This is a genomic window from Vibrio sp. JZG120 (genome assembly GCF_053890955.1).
On sequence record NZ_JBSRRK010000001.1, the window covers coordinates 319,069 to 342,689 of the forward strand.

Consider the following 23,621-nt stretch of genomic DNA (forward strand, 5'->3'; position numbering starts at 1 on the left):
CATTTGTTTATTGAGTTACTAATTTCGAGACTTCTGAGTGGATTTTCTTTCCCATGGTTCAAACAGAGGGAACGTCCAGCGACGCATCGCAATAATCAGAGAGGTGCCGTGTTTCTCGTCCATATCGAGAGAGCTATCACTTTGGCAAGCCTGATAAAACTCATCGATGACCTTTTGCAGTTTCTGTTGCAGCTTCTTGTTGGTTGGTACGCTCATCAATCCTGTTGCCATGGACAACTGTTCATCTTCACCGGAAAAGTAGCTTTGGAAAAAGGCGTCTTGAACTTGCTGTTGGAAGAACCGTTGAATAGGGCCGCCCATCTGCCACTTAAATGTCGGAGATATACGCAAACGAATTTTGTTATTTGGCTGCAAGTCGATGATGTTAATACGATCCAACTGAGCCAGCTTTTGCACCAGTTCCAACTCATTGAAGGTGTATTGCTGAACGATTTGTTCAAACTGATAGCCATTTACAACACAGATCGCCACGAGTAGCAGGGCTTTATCGTCAACCAACTGCTTTTCTTGCTCTAATGTTAGCGACTCTAGACCTTTATTGTGCGCAGCCGCGAGCTTAAACAGTTCCGCCATTTCTAAGCCAATCAATTGGCAAATTCGCTCTAAGCGCTCAAGGCTAATGTGTTGACCTTCAGCGAGTAAACGTTTGACGCTTCCTTCACTTAAATCAAGGTGTTGTGCAACATCGGCATAATGCAGCCCAGCTAACTTTAGTTGGCGTTTAAGCTCTTTAATTAACGTATAGCTTTCTGACATTTATGCTGTCACCTCGTCGTGTAATTGCTCTATATACGCTTGCATAAAGGCTTTGCGTTTTTGAGCTTCGCGTCTCGCTGACTCCGTGTTCATGGTTTCAGCGATTTTGAATAACTTGGTTTGAAAGTGATCCAGAGTGAATTGTTTATCGTCGAGCTCTCGCTGTTGAGCAAAGATGTCTTTGTCATCGTAAAGTTGCGCATCAAACTCAGTGCTCACTTGTATACAGCGAGTAATGCCAATTGCGCCTAAAGCGTCCAGACGGTCGGCATCTTGAACGACTTTTGCCTCCAATGTGTTGGGTCTGATATTAGCGCTAAAGCTGTGTGCTTCTATCGCATGGGCAATGGCATCATGGTATTGCTGCGGATAATCGATACTTTCTAAAAACGCGACCGCTTTTTTGGCTGCAATGATTGAGCTCTGCTTGCGGTTTGGATGATCTTTCGGATAGGTAAAACAATCATGTAAATAGGCGGCGGGAAGCACAATAGATAAGTCGGCGCCTTCTTCTACAGCCAGTTTTTTTGCAGTGTTTACGACCCGTTGAACATGGCTTATGTCATGCGCCGCATCGACTTGCATCTCTTGCTGCATAAATTCCAAAAATTGCGATTCTATCTGGCTTAATAAGGTCATGAGTTATATCTACAACTAAAGTGAAGGCAGAAGTATGCCGAACGCAGAGAGGAATTTCCAAGTTCGATAGTGTAATTGAGATTTAGCCATCAGAACCTTATGCAACTTAGTGAGTCTCGGGTCATCTTAAATAGCATTTTTGTGCGTTCGGTTGGCTATTAAGGTGGTAAGACACAGAACAGCAGTGACGTTTGCCAATAGCAAAAGGGCCTGATGATTTCGTCAGACCCTTTTTCGTTTTAGTCGGTATTTTTACGAACCTTAGCGCTTGAACGTCACTTGCTCTGCTTGTTCAAGATGAATATGAGTCGTCGCAGGCTGTGTCTCTGCAATGACTTTACCGTGACGAACCGAGTAGCGAACCGGCACTTGGCGACGTACTGCGTCAAAAACATTTTCTGCAGGAAGAATCAGTAAACTACCTGGCTTACCTGTTTCAATGCCGTGCTTGTCTTGAATGTTAAGTGTACGTGCTGAATTGGTGCTGATCAGATCCAGTGAGTTGTTGATTTGGTCGTAACCCATCACCTGACACACGTGCAGACCCATATGCAGCACTTGCAGCATGTTTGCTGTACCAAGTGGATACCATGGGTCGAATACGTCATCGTGTCCAAAGCAGACGTTGATGTTGGCATTCAGCATCTCTTTTACTCGTGTTACGCCACGACGTTTCGGATAATCATCAAAACGGCCTTGTAAGTGAATGTTCACCAATGGATTTGCCACGAAGTTGATACCGGACATGCGTAATAAACGGAACAGGCGAGATGCGTATGCGCCGTTGTAGGAACCCATCGCTGTTGTGTGACTGGCCGTGACTTTATTTCCCATATCGAACTTGTGCGCTAATGCTGCCAGCGTTTCAACGAAGCGAGATTGCTCGTCATCGATTTCATCACAATGCACGTCGATCAGACGGTCGTATTTTTGCGCTAACTCGAATACGTAGTGCAGCGATTCAATGCCGTATTCGCGTGTGAATTCAAAGTGTGGAATCGCGCCAATAACGTCCGCACCTAATTTGACGGCTTCTTCTAGTAGCTCTTTGCCATTTGGGTAAGAGAGAATACCTTCCTGCGGGAAGGCGACGATTTGGATATCTACCCACTCTTTCATCTCTGCACGCACTTCTACCATCGCTTTTAGGGCAATTAGGGTAGGGTCTGAAACATCGACGTGGGTACGAACGTGTTGTACACCGTTTGCGATCTGCCATTTTAAGGTTTGTTTTGCGCGCGTTTTCACGTCTTCAATCGACAGTATTTCTTTGCGCTCAGCCCAACGTTCAATACCCTCAAACAATGTGCCAGAGATGTTCCAGCTTGGCTCGCCAGCGGTTTGCGTTGTATCTAGGTGAATGTGTGGCTCGCAGAAAGGCGCCACCGCCATGCCGCCTTCAGCATCGATGGTATCACCGTTATGATTAAGCTCCACATCGTTGTTTTCAATGCGCTTGAATTGACCATCTTCAATCAAAATTTGCTGTAGACCTTCTTGTCCTTTTAGCGTTACGTTTTTGATCAGTAGTGTTGTCATGATGGTTCCTTACGCTGGCTGTGTAGCCAGTGCTTTTTTGTTGAGAATAGGATTAAGAATCAGGAAGCTAATTGCGCCGCCAAGTACAGCGTTAATCGGTACTACGCCAGGAAGGAAGTGTCCCACACCAACGCCAATCGCTACAGCGATAATGCCAGCCCAGTTTACGCTTTGGAACTGGGCGGCTTCAAAGTTTGCGTAGCGCTTACGGTTCGTGAAGAAGTCAGCGATGATCACGCCGCCAATCGGTGGAATTGCCAACGATAGGAAGGTTAGCCAGCCAACAAAGTTATTGTAGAGCCAGAGAGCGCAAAGTGTGCCAACAAGCCCGTTCGCCATCGAGATGTATTTACTTGGTAAGCCTGTGATGTTGGAAAATCCAAGACCCGATGCGTAGAGCGCGTTGTCGTTAGTCGTCCAAATGTTTAACCCAAGTACGATGATGGCAGGAATCAATAAACCTTGCGCAATCATCACTTCAGATATGTCTGATTGACCAGTCACCGACGCACCTGCCGCGCCAAAGATAAACATTAACGAGTTACCGATGAAAAATGCCACCATTGTGATCATCACAGCGCTGCGCGGCTTTTTGCCAAAGCGCACGAAATCTGCCGTTAATGTACCAGCACTGACAAAAGAGCCGACAACCATCGCGAGAGCTATTGAAAAATCGAGTGGCTCGGTTGGTTGAACTTGTTGTAGTTCGCTAATACCGCCAACGCTATTTATTGCCTCTACGACAGAGTAGCCGCCAAGTAGCGCAATGGCAGGAACGGCAATTGCTGACAACACCATCAGTGCTGAGATGCCAAAGTAAACGGTCGCGGTCATGAGCAAACCGGAAACGAGGATCAATGTATTGGTATCGATGCCCGTTGCTTTATGCACCGGAATCGCAAACATCGCGACACCAACTCCAAACCACCCAACTTGAGTACCACCAAGAAGAGCAGAAGGAAGCCAAGATCCTTTAGAACCAAAAGAGAAACGAGCAAGAAGGTGAGTAGAGAGACCAGTAGAAGCGCCGATGTAACCGAGGAAAGAAGTGTAAATACCGAGGATTAGGTTACCGATGAGAACAGCGAGGAAAAAATCATTAAAGGAGAGCCCAGTACCGAGAGAACCCCCTGTCCACATACTTGCGGAGAAAAAAGTGAGTCCTAACATCACCATGGTTAGTGACGCCACGCCTTTTCTGGCCGTGTTGGGAACTGGTCCAAGACTGTAGTTATTGTCTCCAGCCATTATTACCTCCGCACATTGAAATATTAAATTATAGCACCTGGTTTTCAGGCAAACGGCGCGTATTATCGTGATGTAAATTTAATAGTCAATGATAAAATTGCAATTTAAACGTTTGCTTGATTTTTGGTGTCTGTTTTTTCTTTTAATAACAATTGTTTGGTTTTTAAGTTCTAAAAGTGAAAAGTTTATTTTTACGTATTTTTTATGATTTATAGACAGGTTTTCTATGTGAAATGAATGTTTTGAATTACTATTTGTTTTTATGGATTAAATTTATCTATAACTCTGGATTGTTCAGTCGATTTCTATGAAAGGAAAACGATTTCATGATGAGATTTTTGGTTTGGACGTTATTTGTTCTTTTTTTGGGTGTGTTTTCTTGGTTTTATTTTATGTAGGTGATTTGTTTTTGTTGAGGCTGGTATTTCTAATGGTTTAGTGGGCGAATATTTGAATTTTATAAACAGTAAACAATCTGTTGTGGGCAAGAAAAGTACAACCGAGCTCGGTCAGAGGATAAGAGAGCAATAGCCACATAAAAAAAAGGCCAACCGCAAAGAGTGCGATTGGCTTATATACATGTGAACAAAATCAAGTTCACTAACAACGTCAGTTGGCTAGGTGACCCTCGGCTTAAGAAGGGTCGATTTATATAATGCAGTTACTGTGCCAACTTTAATATGCCCTAAAATACGTAGTTTCTGTGACATGCGTTGCTTAAAGTTTGAGTTTGTTTGCAATTTGCAACTGCGTTATGCAATTTGACTCTATTATGCTAATGATTGATTAATAAACAGTGGACTTTTTAGAGCATGACTAAACTCGCCGTTCCCAAAAAGGCGAAGAAACCAACCACATCTGTCACTGTTGTTAGAATCACCGAGCCAGCCAAAGCAGGGTCCAATTTAAACTTATCCAAAATAATGGGTATCAACACACCAAATAAAGCAGCGGTAATAATGTTGACGATAATGGCCAGCGCGATGGTTCCGCCTAAAACTGGCGATTGGAACCACAATCCGGCTAACCCGCCGATGATTAGCGCCCAAGCAATGCCGTTCAGTGAGCCTATGCCCAACTCATTTTTTAAGAATTTGAATCGGTTACCTGGGGTAATCTGATTAAGCGCCATCGCACGAACCATTAGAGTCAGGGTTTGGCTGCCTGCAATGCCACCCATCGATGCAACAATTGGCATTAGTACGGCCAAAGCAACCACTTGAGCAATCACGTCTTCAAATAGCCCGATAGTGACAGATGCTAAAATTGCAGTCAGCAAATTGATGCCCAGCCACACGCCGCGTTTTTGTGAGCTTTTTAATACTGGCGCAAATAAGTCATCGCCTTCATCCATACCAGTACCGGCCATTAAGCGCGCTTCGTAGATTTCACGTTGCGTACTTAATGCAAATTGCCAATCGACTTCACCAATCAGAGTTTGGTCTGCATCAGTCACAGGTAGAGCGGGCAGTGTGCTGTGCTCCAATGCTTCTACCGCTTCGGGAAGCATCATCTTACTGTCTAGCACCGTCACCGCTTCAATAACGAGTGTTTTCAAGCGAGTATCAGGATCACTACGTAAAATTTCGTAGTAATTGACTGTCCCTCGATACTGTTTATTACGGTTGATCAGGTAGACCTGTTGAGGCGTGTCGTAGCTATAGCGCTCCATTAACTGCTTAGCCGTTCCAATCGTAATATTAAAGGGCAGGGTGATGATTTTACGCTCAGCCCAGTGGCCGAGTTCTTCATCTTCATATTCGTTTGCCTGATCGTAAAGCTCTAACTCATCTTTTTCGATTAACGCGAGCGCTTCGTTGATGATCGACTCAGGCAACGAATCCGCCCATTCGATCAGCGATAAGTTATCAAGTTTAGCGAGGGTGAGTTTTAGCTCGACTTCAGATAATGCATTGATGATAGAAAAACGTACGTCGGCACGCATTTCCGTTAACACGTCGATATGCAGTTCTAGTGGCAAAGCTCGCCATAAGCGAACACGATCATCGATTGGAAAGGCTTCCAGAATTAGGGCGACTGCGCCAGGTTCGAGACCCGCTTCAATAGATTCATTGAGCGTTGCGACTTGATCCGCTTCTTCGGCTTGGCCAATTTGCTGGATTAGAGTGGAGAGATCTTGAAACTTGCTCACCGAGTACCCCGATAGTTAATTCGTTTTATGGAAGTATGGCATGTTATTGAGATGCACAACTATGCATCTTAACCTTGCTCAAGGTACTTGAAAGTAACAGAAAAACAATAGGCTATTCGCTGTTGATAGTGAGATATGGCTGTACCAATTGGCGAATGTTCACTTTTGCGCCAATTCTCGCTGCGAGCAAATACATGCCACCAATTTTACGATGTAAAAATAGGGCATCGGCAGGTGGGGTATGCCAGTACTCTTGTTCCATGCTCAAAATAGTGCCGGCTTCGCGAAGTTTTTGCGCTAAGCCACTGGCTTTAAAATCATATGGCTCATCGACTAACATGGGTTCACATGCCATTTTTACTAAATCGAGAATCGCTTGGCGCTGATCAGGTAAGATGGTTTGGCTGAAGAAGCCAATTTGCTCAAGCGCGTCATTCAAGCCTTGTTCGTCATTATTCATGACGGACGCAAAGGCTTGGCGATAGCCGGCACTGAATCGTTCGCTGTATTCGCGAGTTGCACCGAAATCTAACAAGCCGATTTGGCGAGTACTTTCAATGTACAAGTAATTGGCGAAGTTAGGATCGGTTTGCACCATCTTGAATTCGAACAGCTCTCTGAACAGCAATTCGAGCAAACTGTGCATGACAAAATCTCGCGTACTTTGATCATAATGTTCGATGTGTTCAATGGGTACGCCGTCAATAAACTCCATGGCGAGAACGGAGTCTGAGCAACTTTCAGTGTGAATCTTTGGTACGACAAGATGAGGATGCTCCTTCAAAGCATCATGGTAACGAATCGCAAATTGCGCTTCTCGGGTGTAATCGGCTTCATCATGCAGTTGCTTTTTCGCTTCTTCGAGCAATCCTTTGTAGTCGACAGACTCGGGAATCAACCCAACGACCTTGAGCAGTGTACCGACATTATCGACGTCGCTATCAATACTTTTTCGTATGCCCGGATATTGCACTTTGACGGCTAGGTTATCGCCCGCATCGCTGTAGGCTTGGTGCACTTGTCCTATTGATGCACTGGCGATTGGTTTGAAGTTAAATGACAGAAACTCAGCTTTCCAATTCGTTCCAAGCGAACTTTCCATTACTGCGTTGAGTTGTTTTGCAGGCATTGGGTCTGCGTCGGAACGAAGACGGGAAAGAATATCGGCAAGTTCAGGTTCTAAAACATCACCAGCATCCATTGACAGCATTTGACCAAGCTTCATTGCAGCGCCACGTAGGTGAGCGAGTTGGTCGGTTAAACGCGCGATGTTCTGTGGCGTCAGCAAGAGGTCTTTCGCTTTTGGTTTGTTGCCTTTGGCTATCTGCTTCGTGCCTTCTGCAATCACATTGCCTGCGACACGGGTAGCAAGTGAGGCGAATTTGCTGAATCTTGAGATGCGATGGGTAGGTAGGCTTCTTTCCTTTGCCGACATGAATCTTCTCCGCTATTTACTAACTAATTGTTATACGGGAAAAGGATATGTTTGGATACAAATGAAAAGAAAACCGCCAGCGTAACTGGCGGTTTGCGAGTTTAGATAGAGTAGAAGAAGTACAGTTGAGACTTCATTCGGATGATGATCCCGCGAATCACATCTAAGAAGGCCATGAAGCCTATCGGTTTTTCACCGCTGACCCATGCGAGGCCAACAGAGCCAACAGGGATGTCGTAGCCTTCTGGCTCATCAATCTTAAGACGAACAAAGTGGTGTTTGTTCTGTAAGTTCTTGCCGGTTGTCACGCGAACAGAATCATCGAAACCCAGCAGATTACCTTGTGACTCACCTGTTGCTTCAACAATGCCTTCGACGGTCGCTGAGAAGATCTTGCCTGGGTAAACGGACGAAGAGAATTCCGCTGGCTGACCCGGTTTGATGTTACGAATCGCCTGGTGGTTGACTCGCATCAGCACGTACTTCTCGTTAGTGTACATATTAATACGTGGCATCATCGATACACGCTGACCTTCACGCAGGATAAAGTTGGTCACAAAGCCATCTGTTGGGGCATGAACTTTGGTGCTGTTCAAATCCCATTGCGCTTTTGCAATTTGCTCTTCAGCTTGGCGCAGTTCGGCTTGTTTGGTTTCAACTGCGAGCTCTGCTTTATGAATCGCCAGTTTTGCACGTGAAATATCGACTTGTTTCTTCTTAATTTGAGACTCAAGGGTTAACACGTTGTGACGTGCCATATCAACCGCACTCGATTGTTTGTCGATGTCGCTTTCCGTGATGGTGTTTTGCACCACTCGGTTTTGCTCAACATAACGATCTAGCATCTTTTTCTGCAATTTGTAGTCAACGTTCGCCGCTTCCAATTGGCTCTTTGATGTTTCTAGATCTTGCACCAATGCTTGATGATTCGCTTCTTCAATCTCGATGTCGCCTTTTGCCGTAGCTAATGCGACTCGTGCAGAATCGGCGGATACGCTCGCCTGATTTAATGCGATTTCGTATTGTGTTGGGTCAAGTTCATAAATAAGCTGACCTTCTTTAACTTGTTGATTTGGCTTAATGTAAATGTGGTCAACTTTACCCTTCACATTGGTTGAATCCGGACGCAACTGGATGTGTGGTGACTGCACCACTGAGCCGCCGGAGAGATCCATCGGCGTGAAGTTGATGAGGCCTACCCAGACGAACATTAACCAACCCAAGCCGCCTAGGTAAGCGAACGATTTGGTTGCTTTGTTCCAAGGCATGCCGACTAAACGGAGCAGATAGATGAAGAGTGCCCATACCGCTAAACCTTCTAACATTATGCCTCCTCTTGTGGCTGTGTTTCTGTTTGCGGTTTACTTTTCCATGTATCACGCAGATTGATGATGGCTTTTTCCATATCAACGAATGCAAAGATCACGGCTAGCACCCATACCCAGTACCAGACAAACCCTATCCAGGTCAGCGCAGTGATGAGCCCTATCTGATGATGGTCTTTGCTGTGTGCTTTATTGATAGGTAATTCATGGATTTTCCAAAAGCCGTAACACGCGCCCGCGACACTCGCGATTAAAACGACAGCAGCGACAACATGTAACGTCGTATCTGCGCCTGTACCGACAAATGGGACACTCAGTAAACTCATTAAACACTCCTCTATCAAACGGTTGGCGTATTGTGATCTGGATTTGATTTAGGTCTTTCTTTGTGACAGATTAAATCAATAGAGGGTTAAATTTGATGTGATTGGTAATGAAGACGGTTCGATTTATTCGCGCGATGGGCATTCTAAACATGCATAACCTCGCGTTATCTAAATATAATTTGGGCTCGGATGAACTGGGGATTCCGTCGTCGGTGTTTCGCAACCCAATGACACTGATCCCGCTAAAAGCCGTCGCAGAATGGTATCGTTGTGTTGAACAAGCCAGTGGTGACCCGGATGTGGTATTGAGTCTCAGCCGAGGTATTGAACTGCAAAAGCTTGGACCTGTGGGACGCTGGCTATTTTCTGGGAATGATTTAGCCAGCGCGATTCGACGCGTTAATTATGGTGCGAGTAACTTACAATCTGGGGCGTTTTTCGCTGGCGAACAGTCGGGCAAAATCATCAAATGGACTTACCACAATCCGTTTATAGAAACGTCAGTAAAGGTGCACGATAGTATCCGCTGTGCGGTATTTATGATTAAAGTGCTACGCGAATTTCTTGGTAAAGACTATCAGCCTTTGCGCGTCAAGATTTCAGGGTCGAGAAAAAATACTGAGCGATACCGGGAATATTTCGGCTGCGAGGTGGAATGGAGTCAGCCAAAAACAGAAATATGGATCCCGGGAGATGACCGATTAGCTTCCCGCCAAGTGAGCCATCGCGAGGACAGCCGTCTAGCGATGAGTTTTTCCGATTTGGATGATTTGCTTAATATGCCCGACCCAGAAGATGAGTTGAAAGTGATTTATGAAGTGGTGAACTACAGCAGTCATTATGGATTGCCAACGTTAGAGCGCGTTTCTTCTCTGCTTGATTTATCTGAACAGCAGTTTCAACGTCGTTTGCACAAATTAGGCCTCAACTTCTCGATGGTATCCGGCTATGTATTGAGTAATGTTGCGGCTGGGTTATTGAGTAAGCGCGTGAGTATTGATGACATAGCCATGCGCCTTGGTTACACCAATGTGGCGAGCTTCAATCGTATGTTTAAGAAACATCGTGGATTAACGCCCAAGCAGTATGCGGGAAGATTAGAAAAGTAATGCTTCACTTGTCTTTATGAAAACAAGCAATAAAAGCCCTCAAGGTAGAGGGCTTTATTATTTTTTTTGTGTGGTGTTGTTTAATGTAATGGCTATTTCTTAGGGCGCCAGCTTAGTGCACTTGCAACAGCGCCGATGGCAATCACATCCTTTTTTTGTTCACTAAGTTCTGGGAGCATTTGTACCGCAATGGTACCGTTCGTCTGTACAGCGGCAATTTCTTGTGTGCCTTCCTTAAAGCTATAACCCAATGGAATGTCTACCGCCATCATGGCGTCGGGACTAGTATGTACGGTTTCTACATTAAAGTGGGTGCTGCCGATACGCACTACGCCAGTCTCTTTTTTCTCGAAGCTGATGTCGATGAGAGCGGATTTTGGCTCCATAGCAAATTCTCCCACTTTGACGCCATCTTGGGTGATATCACAGGTGTAAGGATCATTCCCACCAAAATCGACGCCCATGTAGTTAACCGACATACCGCCTCCAGAGCAGCTCAGAAGCCAAGTTTCCCCGTTGTCGATACGAGTAACTTCTGCGCCCATCGTCCCTTCTTTGAAAGAGATATGGTTAAACCAACTTGAGTTAGAAGCACTGCGTGAATAGTTGCCTTTGTACTTACCAGCAAAATCAAAATGACCATCTGCACCGAATCCCCAAAAATCTCCGTCGGTTTTGATCTGCATTTCTGGTTGTGCTTTTACGGCATCAGTACGATCCATGACGGCTAGGCCACCACAACCTGCAAGGAGTAGGGGAGCGAATAGAGTAAGTTTCTTCATGTTTTTCATCGTTTATAACTCGGTTACATCTAAGATTTGGTCGGTGAATTGGATCTTTTGAATGTCGTACAACTCGTCAGTGCCTGTACTCGGGCACTCAACAGAAACGCTCTTTGCTTTGATAACGGTACATTCTGCCAGTTTGTGTGGCACGATATAGGTGTTGACGCCGCCTTCACCATAAATGTTGTTGTCTTTGCTGTTGCCTTCAAAGGTATTGTCTTGGTCATTACCGATGACATTCATTGCGTCGTCGCCAATGATCTTCACTCTTGTCAGCCACTGAGATTTGTAGGTGTATGCTTCTATCAAGCCGTCTTTGTTGGGAGCCATACGGAAGGTAGGCACTGTGCCTGGATTTGTCTTTTCTGTGTAAAGTTTGACGCCCGCAGAGTCGATGTTCGCGGTGTATTGCAAGTATCCGTGGAATAAGCCGCTGATCCAATCAACGGCTTGTGGATCTTGAGTTTGCATTTCTTCACGTGTTAACGCTTGGTAGCCATCTAAACCTTGTCCGTTTGCTTTTGCTACACCCATGTAAGCTTCAAAAGCGGCAGCAAAGTATTCGTGAGAATATGAAGGGCCCGTTTGTTTAACACTTTCAGGATCGAAGTCGTCCGATTTCCAATCGTCCCAGTCATACTGAGTTGGGCGCCACACCGTCGGTTTGCCCGCTTGAATATCGTTATAGATTTTTAACGCATGAGCTTGAATGTCATTTTGCAGTGCCGCAGTCCCCGTGTTAGGTGCAATACCTTGCGCTTGGACCAAGTGTAAAATTTCCTCAAAAGCGGCGTCTCGTTCGGCTTTTTTACCAAGATTGGCACAGTAATCGGCAAAATTACTCATGTAATGGCAATCGCCTTCAACTGTCAGTTCTCGATACATCAAAGATTGGCTGTTCCTTAGCCAGTTTGGTGTTTCTTTACTATTTACTAATGTTGCCACGATAGATGTGACAAGTGTATCCATATCATCTTCGTTAAGTACCATCATGCTTACAACAAACTTTTCTAGAGAACTTGTATCAAAAGAGTGTGCTAAGCCCGAGTTTGTCACTGCATCGTTCAGTTTGTCTTGGCGAATCAGTTCGTTGATAAAGATTTTGGTTAACATCTCATCATTCTGTTCGTCGTTTTCGGTCAGCATTAGTGTGGCATCACGCTCGGCTAATGTCTTAGCGATACGAGACTTGTCAGCGCCGTACTTAGAGTCTGGTTGGTTGGTGAGAAGGTGTTGGATGATTTTGGCTGCACGAACGATTTTTTCATTATTCGCACCGTCATCAACAGCCACAATGTGAAATGCATCATTGTTATTTGCTTCAGAAAGGGAGATTTTCACATAGTGGGTGAAGCCCGCATCAGCAGCCACTTTTAACTTGGCTGGAAGCTCTGTAGAAACGACAGTTGGGATTGTGACAGTGCTCAATGTTGGCGCTGGTGGTGTTGGAGGTGTCGTTGTCGATGGTTTCGAATTAGATTCACTGTCGCCGCAAGCAGTTAGACTTATCGCGCAAAATATGGCTAAAGGTGTTAATTGGGAATATCTCATTTCATGTTACTCGTAGACTTTATTAGAGCAAGAAACTTAGAAGCAACATAAAGTCCTGTCTATATAAGCAAACCAAGTCATATATATCGATATTGTTTTTTGGTAAGGACTATCATTCGATATATTTAAAAATGTAGTAGATTTTTATTCCGAAATTTATTTTTTATGTGAAGCTATATTCTGCTAATAAATAAAACATCAGGTTATTGCATGGTTTTAGGGGCGTGGAATGATTAGGATTATCGTATATGTATGGTTTGTAAGCGTATGTAAGCCCGCTTTTTATTAAAATTATCATTTAAGTGGGTTGCGCAGTATAGGACGAACGATATACTCCCTCCATCATATTGGTGGAGTAAATGATTCATGGTGGGCAATACAATCTTACTGGTAGAAGACGACTCAGAGATTGCTCGATTAACCAAAATGTACCTCGAAGCCGAAGGCTATACAGTAACCGTTATCGACAACGGTCAAAATGCATTAGAAACGATTCACGGACTCAATCCGGACCTAGTGCTGTTAGATTTGATGTTGCCGGGAAAAAATGGCGCAGAAATATGCCAAGAGGCACGTAAATTTTATCATGGGATTATCATTGTTTTGACTGCAACCGATGATGAAATGAGCGAGGTGAGCTTATTTAAGTTCGGTGCTGATGATTACCTTACCAAACCGATAAAAGGCAATATCCTTCTCGCCCGTATTGAAGCGGCGCTACGTCGCTATCGTCGTCAAGTTGATACCGTTGAAGAAGAAAAGCTGAGCCGATATGGCATTAGCCTTTGTCTTCGTCGCTCCCAAGCATTTTATTTGCAAAAAGATATTGGTTTAACGAGCTCTGAGTTTGAAATTCTAGAGCTCCTGATGCTGAATGTCGATAAGCCAGTATCTCGTGAATCATGTTGCCGTCTTGCCAGAGGCATTGAATACTGCATTACTGATCGTTCGATTGATATGCGTATATCCTCACTAAGGAAGAAATTCTCTAAGGCTCATATCCATACTGCTACCATTAAGACCATACGTCACCACGGCTATATGCTGACAGGTAAATGACGCATGTTTTCCCTGTTTACTCGTCTATATGTGGGGTTAGTTACTGGCCTTGCGCTGACTGTTGCTTTGTTTCTCTTTATGGGGGAAGAGTACATGCGCAAAACAGAAGTCGGCGTTTTTTTGAGTGATGGTGCTTATTTTGTCGATCAATACATTGAACAACGAGGCACTCCGGATTCTCTCTATAAGAAGTTAACCGAAAACGGCAAGCAAGATTTCTTTATCTTTGATTTAACATTGGTTGAAAACTGGGACGGATCACCGCCTTGTCGAGATTGTAAGCTGCTGTACCGAATACAAGGGATACCTGTTTATCTTATTGATGGCAGTACCTATGCCGCGGTATTCCCTTTACCTAACACCTCGAAGAGTTTAGTTTTCAAAGAAAAAACGGATTTCTTTAGCCCAGATGTTGATTGGAATGAAGATTCTGAGATTGTATTTATACTTACTCTGCTTTTGGTTGTTGTGTGCAGTTTAGGCATTATGGTTTACATACCTGTACGACGTCTTGACCGCCAAATTCGACAACTAACGGCTGTACAACAACAATTTGGTTATGGTGAGTTGAATACGCGAGTCGATCTAAAGCAATTTTCGCAACCCGTGAAAGAGCTCGCCCAAGGCTTCAACAGCATGTCTGAAGAGATTGAGAGACGAGTACGTCAAACACACATCTTTACTCAAGCTATTCCTCATGAAGTGCGCACACCGCTGAGTCGTATTCAGCTAGCGACGGATTTAGCTAGGCGCACGAGTGGTGAAATGCAGGCAGAGTTACATGACGATATTGAACGATACGTTGATGTAGTGACGGATTTAACGTCCGACATTGTCATGCTGTCTCGCTTGAGTGTGAAAAACCATTCTTTGAGCGATTCTGTTGAAACCATGGAACTGCCTCTTTGGTGTAAAAGCCGCATGAATTACCTAGGCTTAGAGTCCGCCATGTTGAGAGCAGAAAATGAACTCGCGAACCAATTGATTCACTTTCAGCCTACTTTGGGTAACCTCGTCCTCGATAATTTATTGCAAAACGCCAAGCGTTACGGTGAATCCTGCGTTGAGGTGACGATTCGAATGGTAGCGGATTGCTGGAGCATCGATATTGAGGACGATGGTCCGGGCATACCTGAAGCGATGCGAGAAGAAGTATTTATGCCATTTTCACGTTTAGATAAAAGCCGCAACGCCGACGTGAAAGGCTTTGGTTTAGGGCTTGCTATCGCTACCAGTGCAGCGCGGCAACTGGGTTGGGAGCTTTCCGTCGGCGAGAGTCACTTAGGCGGCGCACGTTTTACGGTGCTTATTCCTGCCAACGATTAGAGTAGGCACTGCGGTAGTCTGGCTCAGCGATACCTTCATACAAATCGTCACAAGCTTGCAGTGGACCTACGACGGTTCGGTAGGGTAGGACACCTGCCCAAACAGGAATATCCATGTCTTCCGCATCGTCGTTGACGCCAAAATTGCTGATTTTCACAGATGCCTCTGTGAGTGGGATACGCAGCAGCATGGTGGCTTTGAGCTCTTTTTCATTACTCAAACGGACTTGTTTTGTTCTCCCTGGAGCGATCTGTTCGATAAAGTGATTCAGCAACCTGTCTTTTTCTTGGTTATTCTCCACCATCTCAAACTGGCCAAAGACCACGGCGCTACGATAATGCGCACTGTGGTGAAATGCACTTCGAGCCAATACCCAACCATCAAGCAAAGTAAAGGTTAAGCACGTTTGCACTCCTTGTTTGAGTGAGCGTAACAGTCGACTGTTGTTGGCACCATGGATATACACGTAATCATCGACACGCCATGCCAGCATAGGGATGACCACAGGGCCTGACTCGTTGGTTATCGCAATATGAGCGATTAGGCTTTCATCTATGATGGCGTGCAGTTTGCTAACATCAGAGACGGCTTTATGTGCGCCTTTCTTAATTTCCGTTCTATTGGTGTTGGATAGCATTTTCTCTCCTTGTTTGCTCACGATTACGAGCGATTGATCCTCATTCTTTGATTGCAATGTAGCGTTTAACTGGTAGCTTAAAGAGAGCCACTTTTAACTAATGGATGGATCCAGTTTGTCTTTGATTGATATCGGTGACCTGCATTTAAAAGACAGTGATGGAACGCGTCAGCAAGCGTTGTTTTTTGCTATTCGCAAGAAAATTGTTCAAGGATTGTGGGTGAAGAATGGGAAGTTGCCTTCTACGCGGAAGCTTTCACAAGCGCTTAATCTAAGTAGGAATACCGTGATTTCTGCTTACGAGCAGTTAGTGGCGGAAGGTTACTTGAACAGCCAAAAAGGTTCGGGTTTTTATGTTGCCGTAGAACTGCCGGAGCAGTACTTGCCTGAACCTAATTCAGTTCAGAGAGACTCATCACCGAAAACCAACTTTGACATCAACCGCGCATTTGCACCGGGTGTGCCGGATTTGGACGCATTTCCGATGGCGCAATGGCAAAAGTTACTTGCTCGCCACATGTCCCGCCCCTGCTTGTTGGGGAATCAAGATATTCAGGGCAGTTGGGCATTGCGCAGTGCTTTAGCTGACTACCTCGCATCAAGTCGCTCAGTGAATTGTTCTCCAGAGCGCATTATTATTACCTCTGGGGCACAGCAAGCGTTGTCAATCGCGACGATGGTAGCTCTAAAACAAGGTGATAAGGTTTTGATGGAGCAACCGGGTTACGCGCAAATGCGGAAGTTGATTCAGTTCCAAAACTATCAATTTGAGCCTTTGTTCGTAAGAGAGAAATTAGGTTTTGATGTGGAAGCTGTGACCTCAAGCGATGCCGATGCGCTGTATATCACACCAAGTAATCAATATCCGATGGGTACCACACTCAATACCGAGCAAAGAGGAAAGATCATCAACTGGGCGGTCGAACAATCAAGTTGGATAATCGAGGATGATTATGACAGCGAATTTCAGTTTGCTCATCGTCCCTACACCAGCTTACAGGGGCTAGCCGCTCAAATGGGTCGAGATGATCGTGTGTTGTATGTGGGTTCCTTCAGTAAAGTAATGTTTAACGGATTGCGGCTTGGCTACCTTGTGGTTCCTGAACGTTTAGTAGAGCAATGTTTGGTGGTTAAAGATGCGTTAAGTGGTGATTCACCGACGCACACTCAAGAAGCGTTGGCAGATTTTATTACTGAAGGTGGGTTATTACGTCATATTCGAAAAATGCGTCGACTGTACAAAACTAAGCATGAACAGATGCATTTATCCATTCAACAGCATTTTGGCGACAGTGTTTGCGTCGTTAGCCAAGCGGCGGGGCTTCATATTACGTTGAAATGGCAAAACGGTATGGATGAGCTGCGTTTTACAAAACTGGCAGAACATGAAGGGATCATCTTGCGACCTTTGAGCTATTATGAACATCCAGGTTTCCGAGCACGTCACTGGCATGGTGCCGTGCTTGGTTACGGTAATATCGCGTTAGAGAACATAGACGCTGGTATCCAACGTTTAGCCCAAATTTTTCGACATGGGAAGCGGTGACTATTCAACTGCGCGTGTTTGTCGTTTATGTCGCCACTGTTTCCAAGGCAGTAAAAGTAGAGTGAAAATGCCAAGTGCATAAAACATTGACCAGCCTAAACATATAAAAACACCGGTACAAAGCAGTAGAGAAAGTCCCGCAAGCGCTTTACCAAACCCACGAAGCAATTTATAAGCGGCTAACATCGCCAACATGTAAACCAAAACGAATACACTATTTGCTAGTTTTAGGAAAAACTCCAGATCGAGCTGCGATAGCGTTCCTATCACGCAAGATATTAGCAGTACGCCGCCAACTAATAAGGTGGCTGAGAAAGGGACACCACGACGCGAAATCTTGGCTAGTGGGCTGTAAGGACGATGTTCCCGAGCTTGAGCCCAGACCATTCGCGCTAGGCTCTGTGTGTATAAGTTAACGCTCGCGAAACAAGCGGAGAATCCGATCAAACTGATTATCCATTTGGCCCCATCGCCAAGTAGTTGAGCACTCAACCATGGAATCGATGCATTATCGAATTGAGCATTACCATATGCACCAAACTTTAAAATAACAACAGAGCAAGCCCAGTACGTAGCTCCCGCTACAAAACAACCGACAATAATGGCAATAGGGAAATCTCTTTGAGGGTTTTTGAATTCTTCCCCCATATGAGCAAAAGCCTCTATGCCAACAAAACACCAGAACATCACGCCAAGCGCTGCGGTAATAGGCCAAATTGACTCTTGTGTGATAGCTGGCATCACGAGATCGGCGCTGTTAACGTCACCTTTCCATAAAAATGTGCCAACGAGCGCAAAGACACTCAAAGCAATAAGAGTTTGTAAATGACCTGATGACTTAGTGCCCATCAAGTTGACGAACACAAGAAGTAATACCGTTAGAATTTGTGCAAACAGATTATTGCTAATAGGCTCTGGCAATATTTGCTGTAGAAAGCCTGCGGCGAGTGCAATCGCGGCCGGAACCCCTACCGGAATGACACTAACAAATAGCCAAGCTACACTACTTTCCAGCTTGGCGTTAAATGCTTTACGCACAAAAAATGCGGTTCCGCCCGCGTTGGGATATCGCTTGCCTAGCTGGGCAAAAGTCAGCGCAATAGGACAAATGGCGATGAATAATAAAATCCAGGCCCATAGTGAAAAATGACCCGCTATGCCTGCTGCAATGGCTGGTATCATAAAAAGCCCCGTTCCCATTAATGTTGTGGATAGTTGGGCGATACCGGATGTGAGTGAAATGTCTTTTTTGAGCTGTTCCATGCTAATTGATTCATCCAATGTTGTAGAGCTTATGACGAAAACGCTTGTGGCTTCTAATTATCTCATTTATTGGAGTTTAATGAGCCCGCTAGTGCGCTGAGTGCATAAGAAGCGTATTTGATTTCAATGCGTTATCGCTCTTTTATTTGAATGGATAACGGTGCTCATCTCATGCTTACCAAATAGCATATCCAAAATCTTAATAACAAAATGATTTACTGAACCGTCAATATGACGGTTGTTTTAAATATTTCCAACAAAATGTTGGTTTCTTATGCAGTTAGAATCGGTATAGAATGAGAAAAATAAGGAAAGCTTGGTAAGTATATGGACAAGTTTGATCACAAGATTGTGGATCTTCTCCGACACAACGCTCGGCTGTCGGTGACTGAAATTGCGGATAAAGTGAACCTTTCTCGTTCTGCGGTGACTGCTCGTATTCGTAAGCTAGAACATGACAAAGTGATTCTCGGGTATCACGCTGAAATTGCCTCTTCAGGCGGGGACTCGATTTGTGCTTATTTTGCTCTAAAGTTCGATAAATCTACATCCACGTATTATTGCGAATCATATGCCGACGAACTATACAAAATCGATGGCGTAAAATGGTGCCATGCAATCAGTGGTGAAACGGATATGATGGTTTTTGTCGAAGTACCTACGATGACTCGTTTGAACGAAATCAGAGATCAAATTCAACGTTACCCAGAGCTAAGGCACCTCATGACTCATACCGTTTTAGCTGAGTTCTTTAATACGACTGGCAACCAGTTTGTGAAATAAGCATCATGGGTGCCATTATTTATTAAACCTTCTTGAGCCGGTATGTTAAACAACATCAATTTGAATCTACTTAGGTCCTTGCATGTACTTTTAGAAGAGTGTCATGTCAGCCGAACTGCAGAACGTTTGCACATTACTCAGTCTGCGGTTAGCCGACAGCTTGCACAATTGCGCGATCTGTGTGGTGACCCACTGCTTATTCGTCAAGGTAATCAGCTGATACCAACCCCGCGAGCAATAGCATTAAAATCAAAGCTTGATGCGTTACTGGCTGAGTTTGACCATTTACTCGATGACAAACCTTTTGAGCCGCAACTGTGGCAAGGCGAGCTGGTTATAGCCTCAAGCGATTACGTGGCACAATACGTTTTGCCCGATATTGCATCTCACTTGGGTGAACAAGCACCACAATTGGATTTGGCGTATCGACTGTGGCAGCTAGATTTTATCGATAAGCTTCACGAGTTAGGAATCCACCTTGCTTCTTCTATGTATCCCACTCAGCCTGAAGGTGTATCTAGCATCAATATTGGTTCTGATAAGTCAGTTTGTTTGATGAAGGCGTCTCACCCTTTAGCTGGTAAGGCTTCGATTTCTGTAGAGGACCTCATTAGTCATTCGCATATTCAAGTGACGGGTGGGGGAGACAAAGACTCAAGTACCGATATGGCACTAAAAGACAGGGGGCTGATGCGTCATGTTACCTTTAAAGTGCCTTTTTTCTCTGCGGCGGTAAATCGTTTGATCTCAAGTGAGCACTTAATGGTAGTTCCGGAGCACATTGCAAATAATTTGGCCAAGCACTGGCCTTTGGTTCATAAAGCGCTTCCTTTTGAGACACCTACCCATGAATATTGGCTGATGTGGCATCCTAAATACGACAATGATCCAGCTCATCAGTGGGTGCGAGAGCAAATCCACGCGGTGATGAAAATATCGGAATACTCCATTCATTAGGTTATGATTTTAAATCATGACTTTTATGCGAAACTTTGATTTCAAATTATAGCTCTTCAATTGATAGATTGAGTTCAAATGGAGAGAGGTTATTTATGACACTAACAGTTTGGTTATCACTTTTTACCGTGTGTTTACTCGGTGCTATGTCACCTGGGCCTAGCCTAGCGATTGTGGCAAAACATGCCTTGGCTGGTGGACGCATCAATGGTTTGGCAACGGCTTGGGCACACGCTTTTGGAATTGGCATTTATGCGTTTATTACGCTGATTGGCCTCGCTGTTGTTTTGCAGCAAAGCCCGATGTTGTTCAAGACGATCAGCCTTGCAGGCGCGGCATATCTTGCATATTTAGGGTTCAATGCGCTGCGTTCGAAAGGCGGTGTGGCGGCGAAGTTGGAGTCAGGCGAAGAAACAACGGTAAGCCAGTCTGCTCGAGAAGGTTTTTTTATCTCGATTTTAAGCCCCAAAATTGCCTTGTTTTTTATCGCACTATTTAGTCAGTTTGTAGCGCTAGGTAATGATTTGAGCAATCAAATGATCATTGTGGCTACACCATTTGTTGTGGACGGGCTTTGGTATACCTTTATCACCCTAGTGTTATCAAGCTCTAAAGTGGTGGACAGAATTCGTTCTAAAGCAGTGTTAATTGATCGTTTGTCAGGGATTGTTCTCATGCTATTGGCATTTCGAGTGGTCGTAACCGTATAAATTTGCCAAGACAACAAAATATTAAAGGCAGCCCGGATGGCTGCCTTTTTTGTAAAAAAGCACCCTGCCATTGTAAAAGACAGGGTGAAAGCAAGAAGTTTCTCAGGAGCAGTCGGGGGAGAGAAACTTATATAAATTCTATTTACTTATCGGCGAACCTCTTCGAACTCACCTTCAATAGCATCGGCTTTACCAGTATTGAATTCATACTCTTCATGCATTTCTTTCTGCATTTTCTTCACGCGCTTCTCAATACGCTTGCCTGTAATTAACGCTGCGATGGTCAACGGAATCGCAATGATCAAGCTAAATACTAATGTAAAAAAGCCCGTAATCAGTGCTAGTGCGGTAACAATAATCCGATTCATAATCATGACCTCTCTGTAATTCATGTGTTCAGATTAATGCTGTGAACATGAACAAAACATGAATCATAGTCTTTACTTTGTCCGGAGAGTGTCAAATGAGCGAAATGAAAAAACGCCTGAGGGTGATCAGGCGTATAAACGGGGAAAAATATTAGTAATGCGCTTCGCGCTTATTATTTAGAACAAATATGAGATATTGTCCGTTACGCTATGTGGTTAACGTTGTGGAGCAAAGTTCACCTATCGAGGGAATGTTTGGTAACGAACACCCATCATTTGTTCCATACAGTGCACAACTTGGCAGCTGTAACCGAATTCGTTGTCGTACCAGATGTAAAGTACGCAACGTTTGTCTTGTGCGATAGTCGCTTGACCATCCACGACGCCTGCATGGCGAGAACCAACTAAGTCAGTTGATACAATTTCTGTTGAATCGGTGTAGTCAATCTGTGCCGAAAGCTCAGAGTTCAACGCCATTTCACGCAAGTAATCGTTCAGTGAATCACGGTCTACGTCTTCACCTAAGTTTAGGTTAGCGACTGCCATCGAAACGTTTGGTGTCGGTACGCGAATTGCGTTACCTGTTAGCTTACCAGCTAGCTCTGGCAGTGCTTTTGCTACTGCTTTAGCTGCGCCAGTTGAAGTTAGAACCATGTTCAGAGAAGCACTACGTCCACGGCGGTCACCAGAGTGGAAATTGTCGATCAAGTTTTGGTCGTTTGTGTATGAGTGCACGGTTTCGATGTGACCAGAAAGGACACCATATTTATCATTCAGCGCTTTAAGAACCGGCGTGATTGCGTTTGTGGTACAGCTCGCTGCAGAGATGATGGTGTCATCTTCTTGAATAACTGATTCATTTACACCGAATACAACGTTTTTGATGTCACCTTTACCTGGTGCCGTTAGCAGCACTTTCTCTGCACCTTGACACGCTAAGTGTTGGCTTAGACCTTCAGAATCACGCCAAACACCTGTGTTATCAACAACAAGCGCGTTGTTAATACCGTAAGCAGAGTAGTCCACTTCGCTTGGATTGTTTGCGTAGATGATTTGGATGTAGTTACCGTTAACGATCAGAGCTTTACGTTCCTCATCGATCACGATGCTACCGTTGAACTGACCGTGGACTGAGTCACGACGCAGTAAGCTAGCACGCTTCTCTAAATCGCCTTTTTTACCGCCACGAACCACAATCGCTCGTAGTCGTAGTGGGTAACCTGGGCCACTTTTCTCGATCAGAAGGCGAGTTAGTAGTCGACCAATGCGACCAAAACCATAAAGAACTACATCACGCGCTTTCAATGAAGAGTCTGCATCGCGTGCGCCATCGAGTGCAGTGATAAGGAAATCATTTAGAGATGCAGTATCGTCATGCTCATTCCAGTACTTAGTTGCCAATTGGCCAACATCGACACGACACGAAGAAATGCTCATTTCACATAGCGCTTGAATGATAGGCATCGTGTGCTCAAGTGAGAGTGGGCTGCCTGTATAACGTCTTGCAACGCGATGAGTTTTGAGAATGTCTATAGTAGTAGCATTGATAAGCGTTTTACCAAACAGAACCACTTCGATTCCTTTTTGACGATATAGCTTACCAATTAGAGGGGAAATAGATTCAGCAATCGTTTGGCTAGTTTGCCAGTCTTGGAGATATTTCTCTGGACTCATTGTTGTATTAGACCTTTCACGTTTTGGGGGCTAACCATACTCTCTGCTGTTGCCTCTTCGGCAGCGTGCAAGAGTGTGGTGGGTTATGTAATCGGGTTGTAATAGTTATGTGTGCGGATTCTAAGGTCGGAGCCCTTATTCTGCTAGGAAAATTAAATCCAGTGTAAAACACTAGTTAAGGTCGTGTTAGTGGTGAATTAATGTGACTAAAGCGGTGGTTTTCACGTATTGACATTTAAAAAGTCATCCACTTTTTTCGCGATGATAATGTGTGTTTTCAAATTAGTTTTGTTGTCACTGTTAATTCGTTTGCATTTTTGTGTGATTTGTCTCGATAAGGCAACGAAATAGGTGAACATATGGTTTGGAATTTTATGAAAAGTGATGTGCATCTTAGGTATGAGTGAAACTT

21 protein-coding genes are annotated in these 23,621 nt (G+C 44.6%); 7 read left to right on the forward strand and 14 right to left on the reverse strand.

Annotated features, from left to right (window positions below; translation table 11 throughout):
• Positions 1-18: 18 nt before the first annotated feature.
• The 8 genes from ACWPOD_RS01475 to ACWPOD_RS01510 all read right to left on the reverse strand — a co-directional run bounded on the left by ACWPOD_RS01475 (position 19) and on the right by ACWPOD_RS01510 (position 9,441).
• A complete protein-coding gene (locus tag ACWPOD_RS01475) occupies positions 19-777 on the reverse strand; it encodes a helix-turn-helix domain-containing protein (RefSeq protein ID WP_456231461.1) in 759 nt (252 codons plus the stop codon).
• Positions 778-1,416 carry an HD domain-containing protein gene (locus ACWPOD_RS01480; protein ID WP_046875861.1) on the reverse strand — a complete coding sequence of 213 codons (639 nt, stop codon included), beginning with the start codon at positions 1,414-1,416 and terminating at the stop codon, positions 778-780. It lies immediately after the preceding gene.
• A 261-nt stretch (positions 1,417-1,677) separates the two neighbouring features.
• Entirely contained in the window at positions 1,678-2,955 is a 1,278-nt protein-coding gene (locus ACWPOD_RS01485) for a cytosine deaminase (RefSeq protein WP_456231462.1), read from the reverse strand.
• A gap of 9 nt (positions 2,956-2,964) precedes the next feature.
• Complete coding sequence (gene codB / locus ACWPOD_RS01490) at positions 2,965-4,203, reverse strand: cytosine permease (protein ID WP_456231463.1); 1,239 nt, start codon at positions 4,201-4,203, stop codon at positions 2,965-2,967.
• Positions 4,204-5,008: 805 nt separating this feature from the next.
• Positions 5,009-6,355 carry a magnesium transporter gene (locus ACWPOD_RS01495; RefSeq protein WP_005396363.1) on the reverse strand — a complete coding sequence of 449 codons (1,347 nt, stop codon included), beginning with the start codon at positions 6,353-6,355 and terminating at the stop codon, positions 5,009-5,011.
• Between the two features lie 112 nt (positions 6,356-6,467).
• Entirely contained in the window at positions 6,468-7,790 is a 1,323-nt protein-coding gene (locus ACWPOD_RS01500; RefSeq protein ID WP_456231464.1) for an ABC1 kinase family protein, read from the reverse strand.
• A 101-nt stretch (positions 7,791-7,891) separates the two neighbouring features.
• On the reverse strand, positions 7,892-9,115 hold the full coding sequence (locus ACWPOD_RS01505) for an HlyD family secretion protein (protein ID WP_258680220.1): 1,224 nt from the start codon (positions 9,113-9,115) through the stop codon (positions 7,892-7,894).
• Positions 9,115-9,441, reverse strand: a complete 327-nt coding sequence (locus ACWPOD_RS01510) for an MFS transporter (RefSeq protein ID WP_456231465.1) — start codon at positions 9,439-9,441, stop codon at positions 9,115-9,117. The genes ACWPOD_RS01505 and ACWPOD_RS01510 overlap by 1 nt, the downstream gene beginning before the upstream one ends.
• 107 nt (positions 9,442-9,548) lie before the next feature.
• On the opposite strand from ACWPOD_RS01510, the gene ACWPOD_RS01515 reads away from it, so the two are divergent.
• Positions 9,549-10,550 carry an AraC family transcriptional regulator ligand-binding domain-containing protein gene (locus tag ACWPOD_RS01515; RefSeq protein ID WP_456231466.1) on the forward strand — a complete coding sequence of 334 codons (1,002 nt, stop codon included), beginning with the start codon at positions 9,549-9,551 and terminating at the stop codon, positions 10,548-10,550.
• Positions 10,551-10,642: 92 nt separating this feature from the next.
• On the opposite strand, the gene ACWPOD_RS01520 is transcribed toward ACWPOD_RS01515, so the two are convergent.
• Positions 10,643-11,332, reverse strand: a complete 690-nt coding sequence (locus tag ACWPOD_RS01520; RefSeq protein ID WP_268844556.1) for a VV20781 family protein — start codon at positions 11,330-11,332, stop codon at positions 10,643-10,645.
• Between the two features lie 12 nt (positions 11,333-11,344).
• A complete protein-coding gene (locus tag ACWPOD_RS01525; protein ID WP_456231467.1) occupies positions 11,345-12,886 on the reverse strand; it encodes a hypothetical protein in 1,542 nt (513 codons plus the stop codon).
• Positions 12,887-13,252: 366 nt separating this feature from the next.
• Here ACWPOD_RS01525 and ACWPOD_RS01530 point away from each other — a divergent pair, with 366 nt between their 5' ends.
• On the forward strand, positions 13,253-13,945 hold the full coding sequence (locus ACWPOD_RS01530) for a response regulator transcription factor (RefSeq protein ID WP_025546713.1): 693 nt from the start codon (positions 13,253-13,255) through the stop codon (positions 13,943-13,945).
• Between the two features lie 3 nt (positions 13,946-13,948).
• Entirely contained in the window at positions 13,949-15,271 is a 1,323-nt protein-coding gene (locus ACWPOD_RS01535; RefSeq protein WP_456231468.1) for an ATP-binding protein, read from the forward strand.
• Here the strand turns inward: ACWPOD_RS01535 and ACWPOD_RS01540 are convergent.
• The gene (locus tag ACWPOD_RS01540) at positions 15,252-15,908 is read right to left on the reverse strand and encodes a pyridoxamine 5'-phosphate oxidase family protein (protein ID WP_456231469.1); all 657 of its coding nucleotides are present in this window, start codon (positions 15,906-15,908) and stop codon (positions 15,252-15,254) included. The two genes, ACWPOD_RS01535 and ACWPOD_RS01540, sit on opposite strands and share 20 nt — an antisense overlap.
• A gap of 100 nt (positions 15,909-16,008) precedes the next feature.
• Here ACWPOD_RS01540 and pdxR point away from each other — a divergent pair, with 100 nt between their 5' ends.
• Positions 16,009-17,454, forward strand: a complete 1,446-nt coding sequence (gene pdxR, locus ACWPOD_RS01545; protein ID WP_167427328.1) for a MocR-like pyridoxine biosynthesis transcription factor PdxR — start codon at positions 16,009-16,011, stop codon at positions 17,452-17,454.
• On the opposite strand, the gene yjeH is transcribed toward pdxR, so the two are convergent.
• The gene (yjeH, locus tag ACWPOD_RS01550; protein ID WP_006741172.1) at positions 17,455-18,717 is read right to left on the reverse strand and encodes an L-methionine/branched-chain amino acid transporter; all 1,263 of its coding nucleotides are present in this window, start codon (positions 18,715-18,717) and stop codon (positions 17,455-17,457) included.
• A 327-nt stretch (positions 18,718-19,044) separates the two neighbouring features.
• Between yjeH and ACWPOD_RS01555 the strand changes: the two genes are divergently transcribed.
• The 3 genes from ACWPOD_RS01555 (at position 19,045) to ACWPOD_RS01565 (ending at position 21,167) form a co-directional block, all read left to right on the forward strand.
• Positions 19,045-19,500, forward strand: a complete 456-nt coding sequence (locus ACWPOD_RS01555; protein ID WP_005396378.1) for an Lrp/AsnC family transcriptional regulator — start codon at positions 19,045-19,047, stop codon at positions 19,498-19,500.
• Positions 19,501-19,542: 42 nt separating this feature from the next.
• A complete protein-coding gene (locus tag ACWPOD_RS01560) occupies positions 19,543-20,457 on the forward strand; it encodes a LysR family transcriptional regulator (protein WP_167427329.1) in 915 nt (304 codons plus the stop codon).
• Between the two features lie 95 nt (positions 20,458-20,552).
• Complete coding sequence (locus ACWPOD_RS01565) at positions 20,553-21,167, forward strand: LysE family translocator (RefSeq protein ID WP_167427330.1); 615 nt, start codon at positions 20,553-20,555, stop codon at positions 21,165-21,167.
• Between the two features lie 146 nt (positions 21,168-21,313).
• Here the strand turns inward: ACWPOD_RS01565 and ACWPOD_RS01570 are convergent, their stop codons facing one another.
• Positions 21,314-21,535, reverse strand: coding sequence for a hypothetical protein (locus tag ACWPOD_RS01570; protein ID WP_005397748.1), 222 nt, complete (start codon positions 21,533-21,535; stop codon positions 21,314-21,316).
• Positions 21,536-21,775: 240 nt separating this feature from the next.
• Positions 21,776-23,209, reverse strand: coding sequence for a glyceraldehyde-3-phosphate dehydrogenase (locus ACWPOD_RS01575; protein ID WP_006741169.1), 1,434 nt, complete (start codon positions 23,207-23,209; stop codon positions 21,776-21,778).
• Between the last annotated feature and the right edge of the window lie 412 nt (positions 23,210-23,621).

Excerpts from the sequence above, each read along its gene's own strand:
- ACWPOD_RS01485 (WP_456231462.1), bottom strand. The coding sequence starts at position 2,955 with ATGACAACACTACTGATCAAAAACGTAACGCTAAAAGGACAAGAAGGT.
- ACWPOD_RS01505 (WP_258680220.1), bottom strand. The coding sequence starts at position 9,115 with ATGTTAGAAGGTTTAGCGGTATGGGCACTCTTCATCTATCTGCTCCGT.
- ACWPOD_RS01520 (WP_268844556.1), bottom strand. The coding sequence starts at position 11,332 with ATGAAGAAACTTACTCTATTCGCTCCCCTACTCCTTGCAGGTTGTGGT.
- ACWPOD_RS01560 (WP_167427329.1), top strand. The coding sequence starts at position 19,543 with ATGTTAAACAACATCAATTTGAATCTACTTAGGTCCTTGCATGTACTT.
- ACWPOD_RS01500 (WP_456231464.1), bottom strand. The coding sequence starts at position 7,790 with ATGTCGGCAAAGGAAAGAAGCCTACCTACCCATCGCATCTCAAGATTC.
- codB (WP_456231463.1), bottom strand. The coding sequence starts at position 4,203 with ATGGCTGGAGACAATAACTACAGTCTTGGACCAGTTCCCAACACGGCC.
- ACWPOD_RS01480 (WP_046875861.1), bottom strand. The coding sequence starts at position 1,416 with ATGACCTTATTAAGCCAGATAGAATCGCAATTTTTGGAATTTATGCAG.
- ACWPOD_RS01525 (WP_456231467.1), bottom strand. The coding sequence starts at position 12,886 with ATGAGATATTCCCAATTAACACCTTTAGCCATATTTTGCGCGATAAGT.
- ACWPOD_RS01555 (WP_005396378.1), top strand. The coding sequence starts at position 19,045 with ATGGACAAGTTTGATCACAAGATTGTGGATCTTCTCCGACACAACGCT.
- ACWPOD_RS01510 (WP_456231465.1), bottom strand. The coding sequence starts at position 9,441 with ATGAGTTTACTGAGTGTCCCATTTGTCGGTACAGGCGCAGATACGACG.
- ACWPOD_RS01475 (WP_456231461.1), bottom strand. The coding sequence starts at position 777 with ATGTCAGAAAGCTATACGTTAATTAAAGAGCTTAAACGCCAACTAAAG.
- ACWPOD_RS01570 (WP_005397748.1), bottom strand. The coding sequence starts at position 21,535 with ATGAATCGGATTATTGTTACCGCACTAGCACTGATTACGGGCTTTTTT.
- ACWPOD_RS01575 (WP_006741169.1), bottom strand. The coding sequence starts at position 23,209 with ATGAGTCCAGAGAAATATCTCCAAGACTGGCAAACTAGCCAAACGATT.
- ACWPOD_RS01540 (WP_456231469.1), bottom strand. The coding sequence starts at position 15,908 with ATGCTATCCAACACCAATAGAACGGAAATTAAGAAAGGCGCACATAAA.
- ACWPOD_RS01535 (WP_456231468.1), top strand. The coding sequence starts at position 13,949 with ATGTTTTCCCTGTTTACTCGTCTATATGTGGGGTTAGTTACTGGCCTT.
- yjeH (WP_006741172.1), bottom strand. The coding sequence starts at position 18,717 with ATGGAACAGCTCAAAAAAGACATTTCACTCACATCCGGTATCGCCCAA.
- ACWPOD_RS01565 (WP_167427330.1), top strand. The coding sequence starts at position 20,553 with ATGACACTAACAGTTTGGTTATCACTTTTTACCGTGTGTTTACTCGGT.
- ACWPOD_RS01515 (WP_456231466.1), top strand. The coding sequence starts at position 9,549 with ATGAAGACGGTTCGATTTATTCGCGCGATGGGCATTCTAAACATGCAT.
- ACWPOD_RS01530 (WP_025546713.1), top strand. The coding sequence starts at position 13,253 with ATGGTGGGCAATACAATCTTACTGGTAGAAGACGACTCAGAGATTGCT.
- pdxR (WP_167427328.1), top strand. The coding sequence starts at position 16,009 with ATGGATGGATCCAGTTTGTCTTTGATTGATATCGGTGACCTGCATTTA.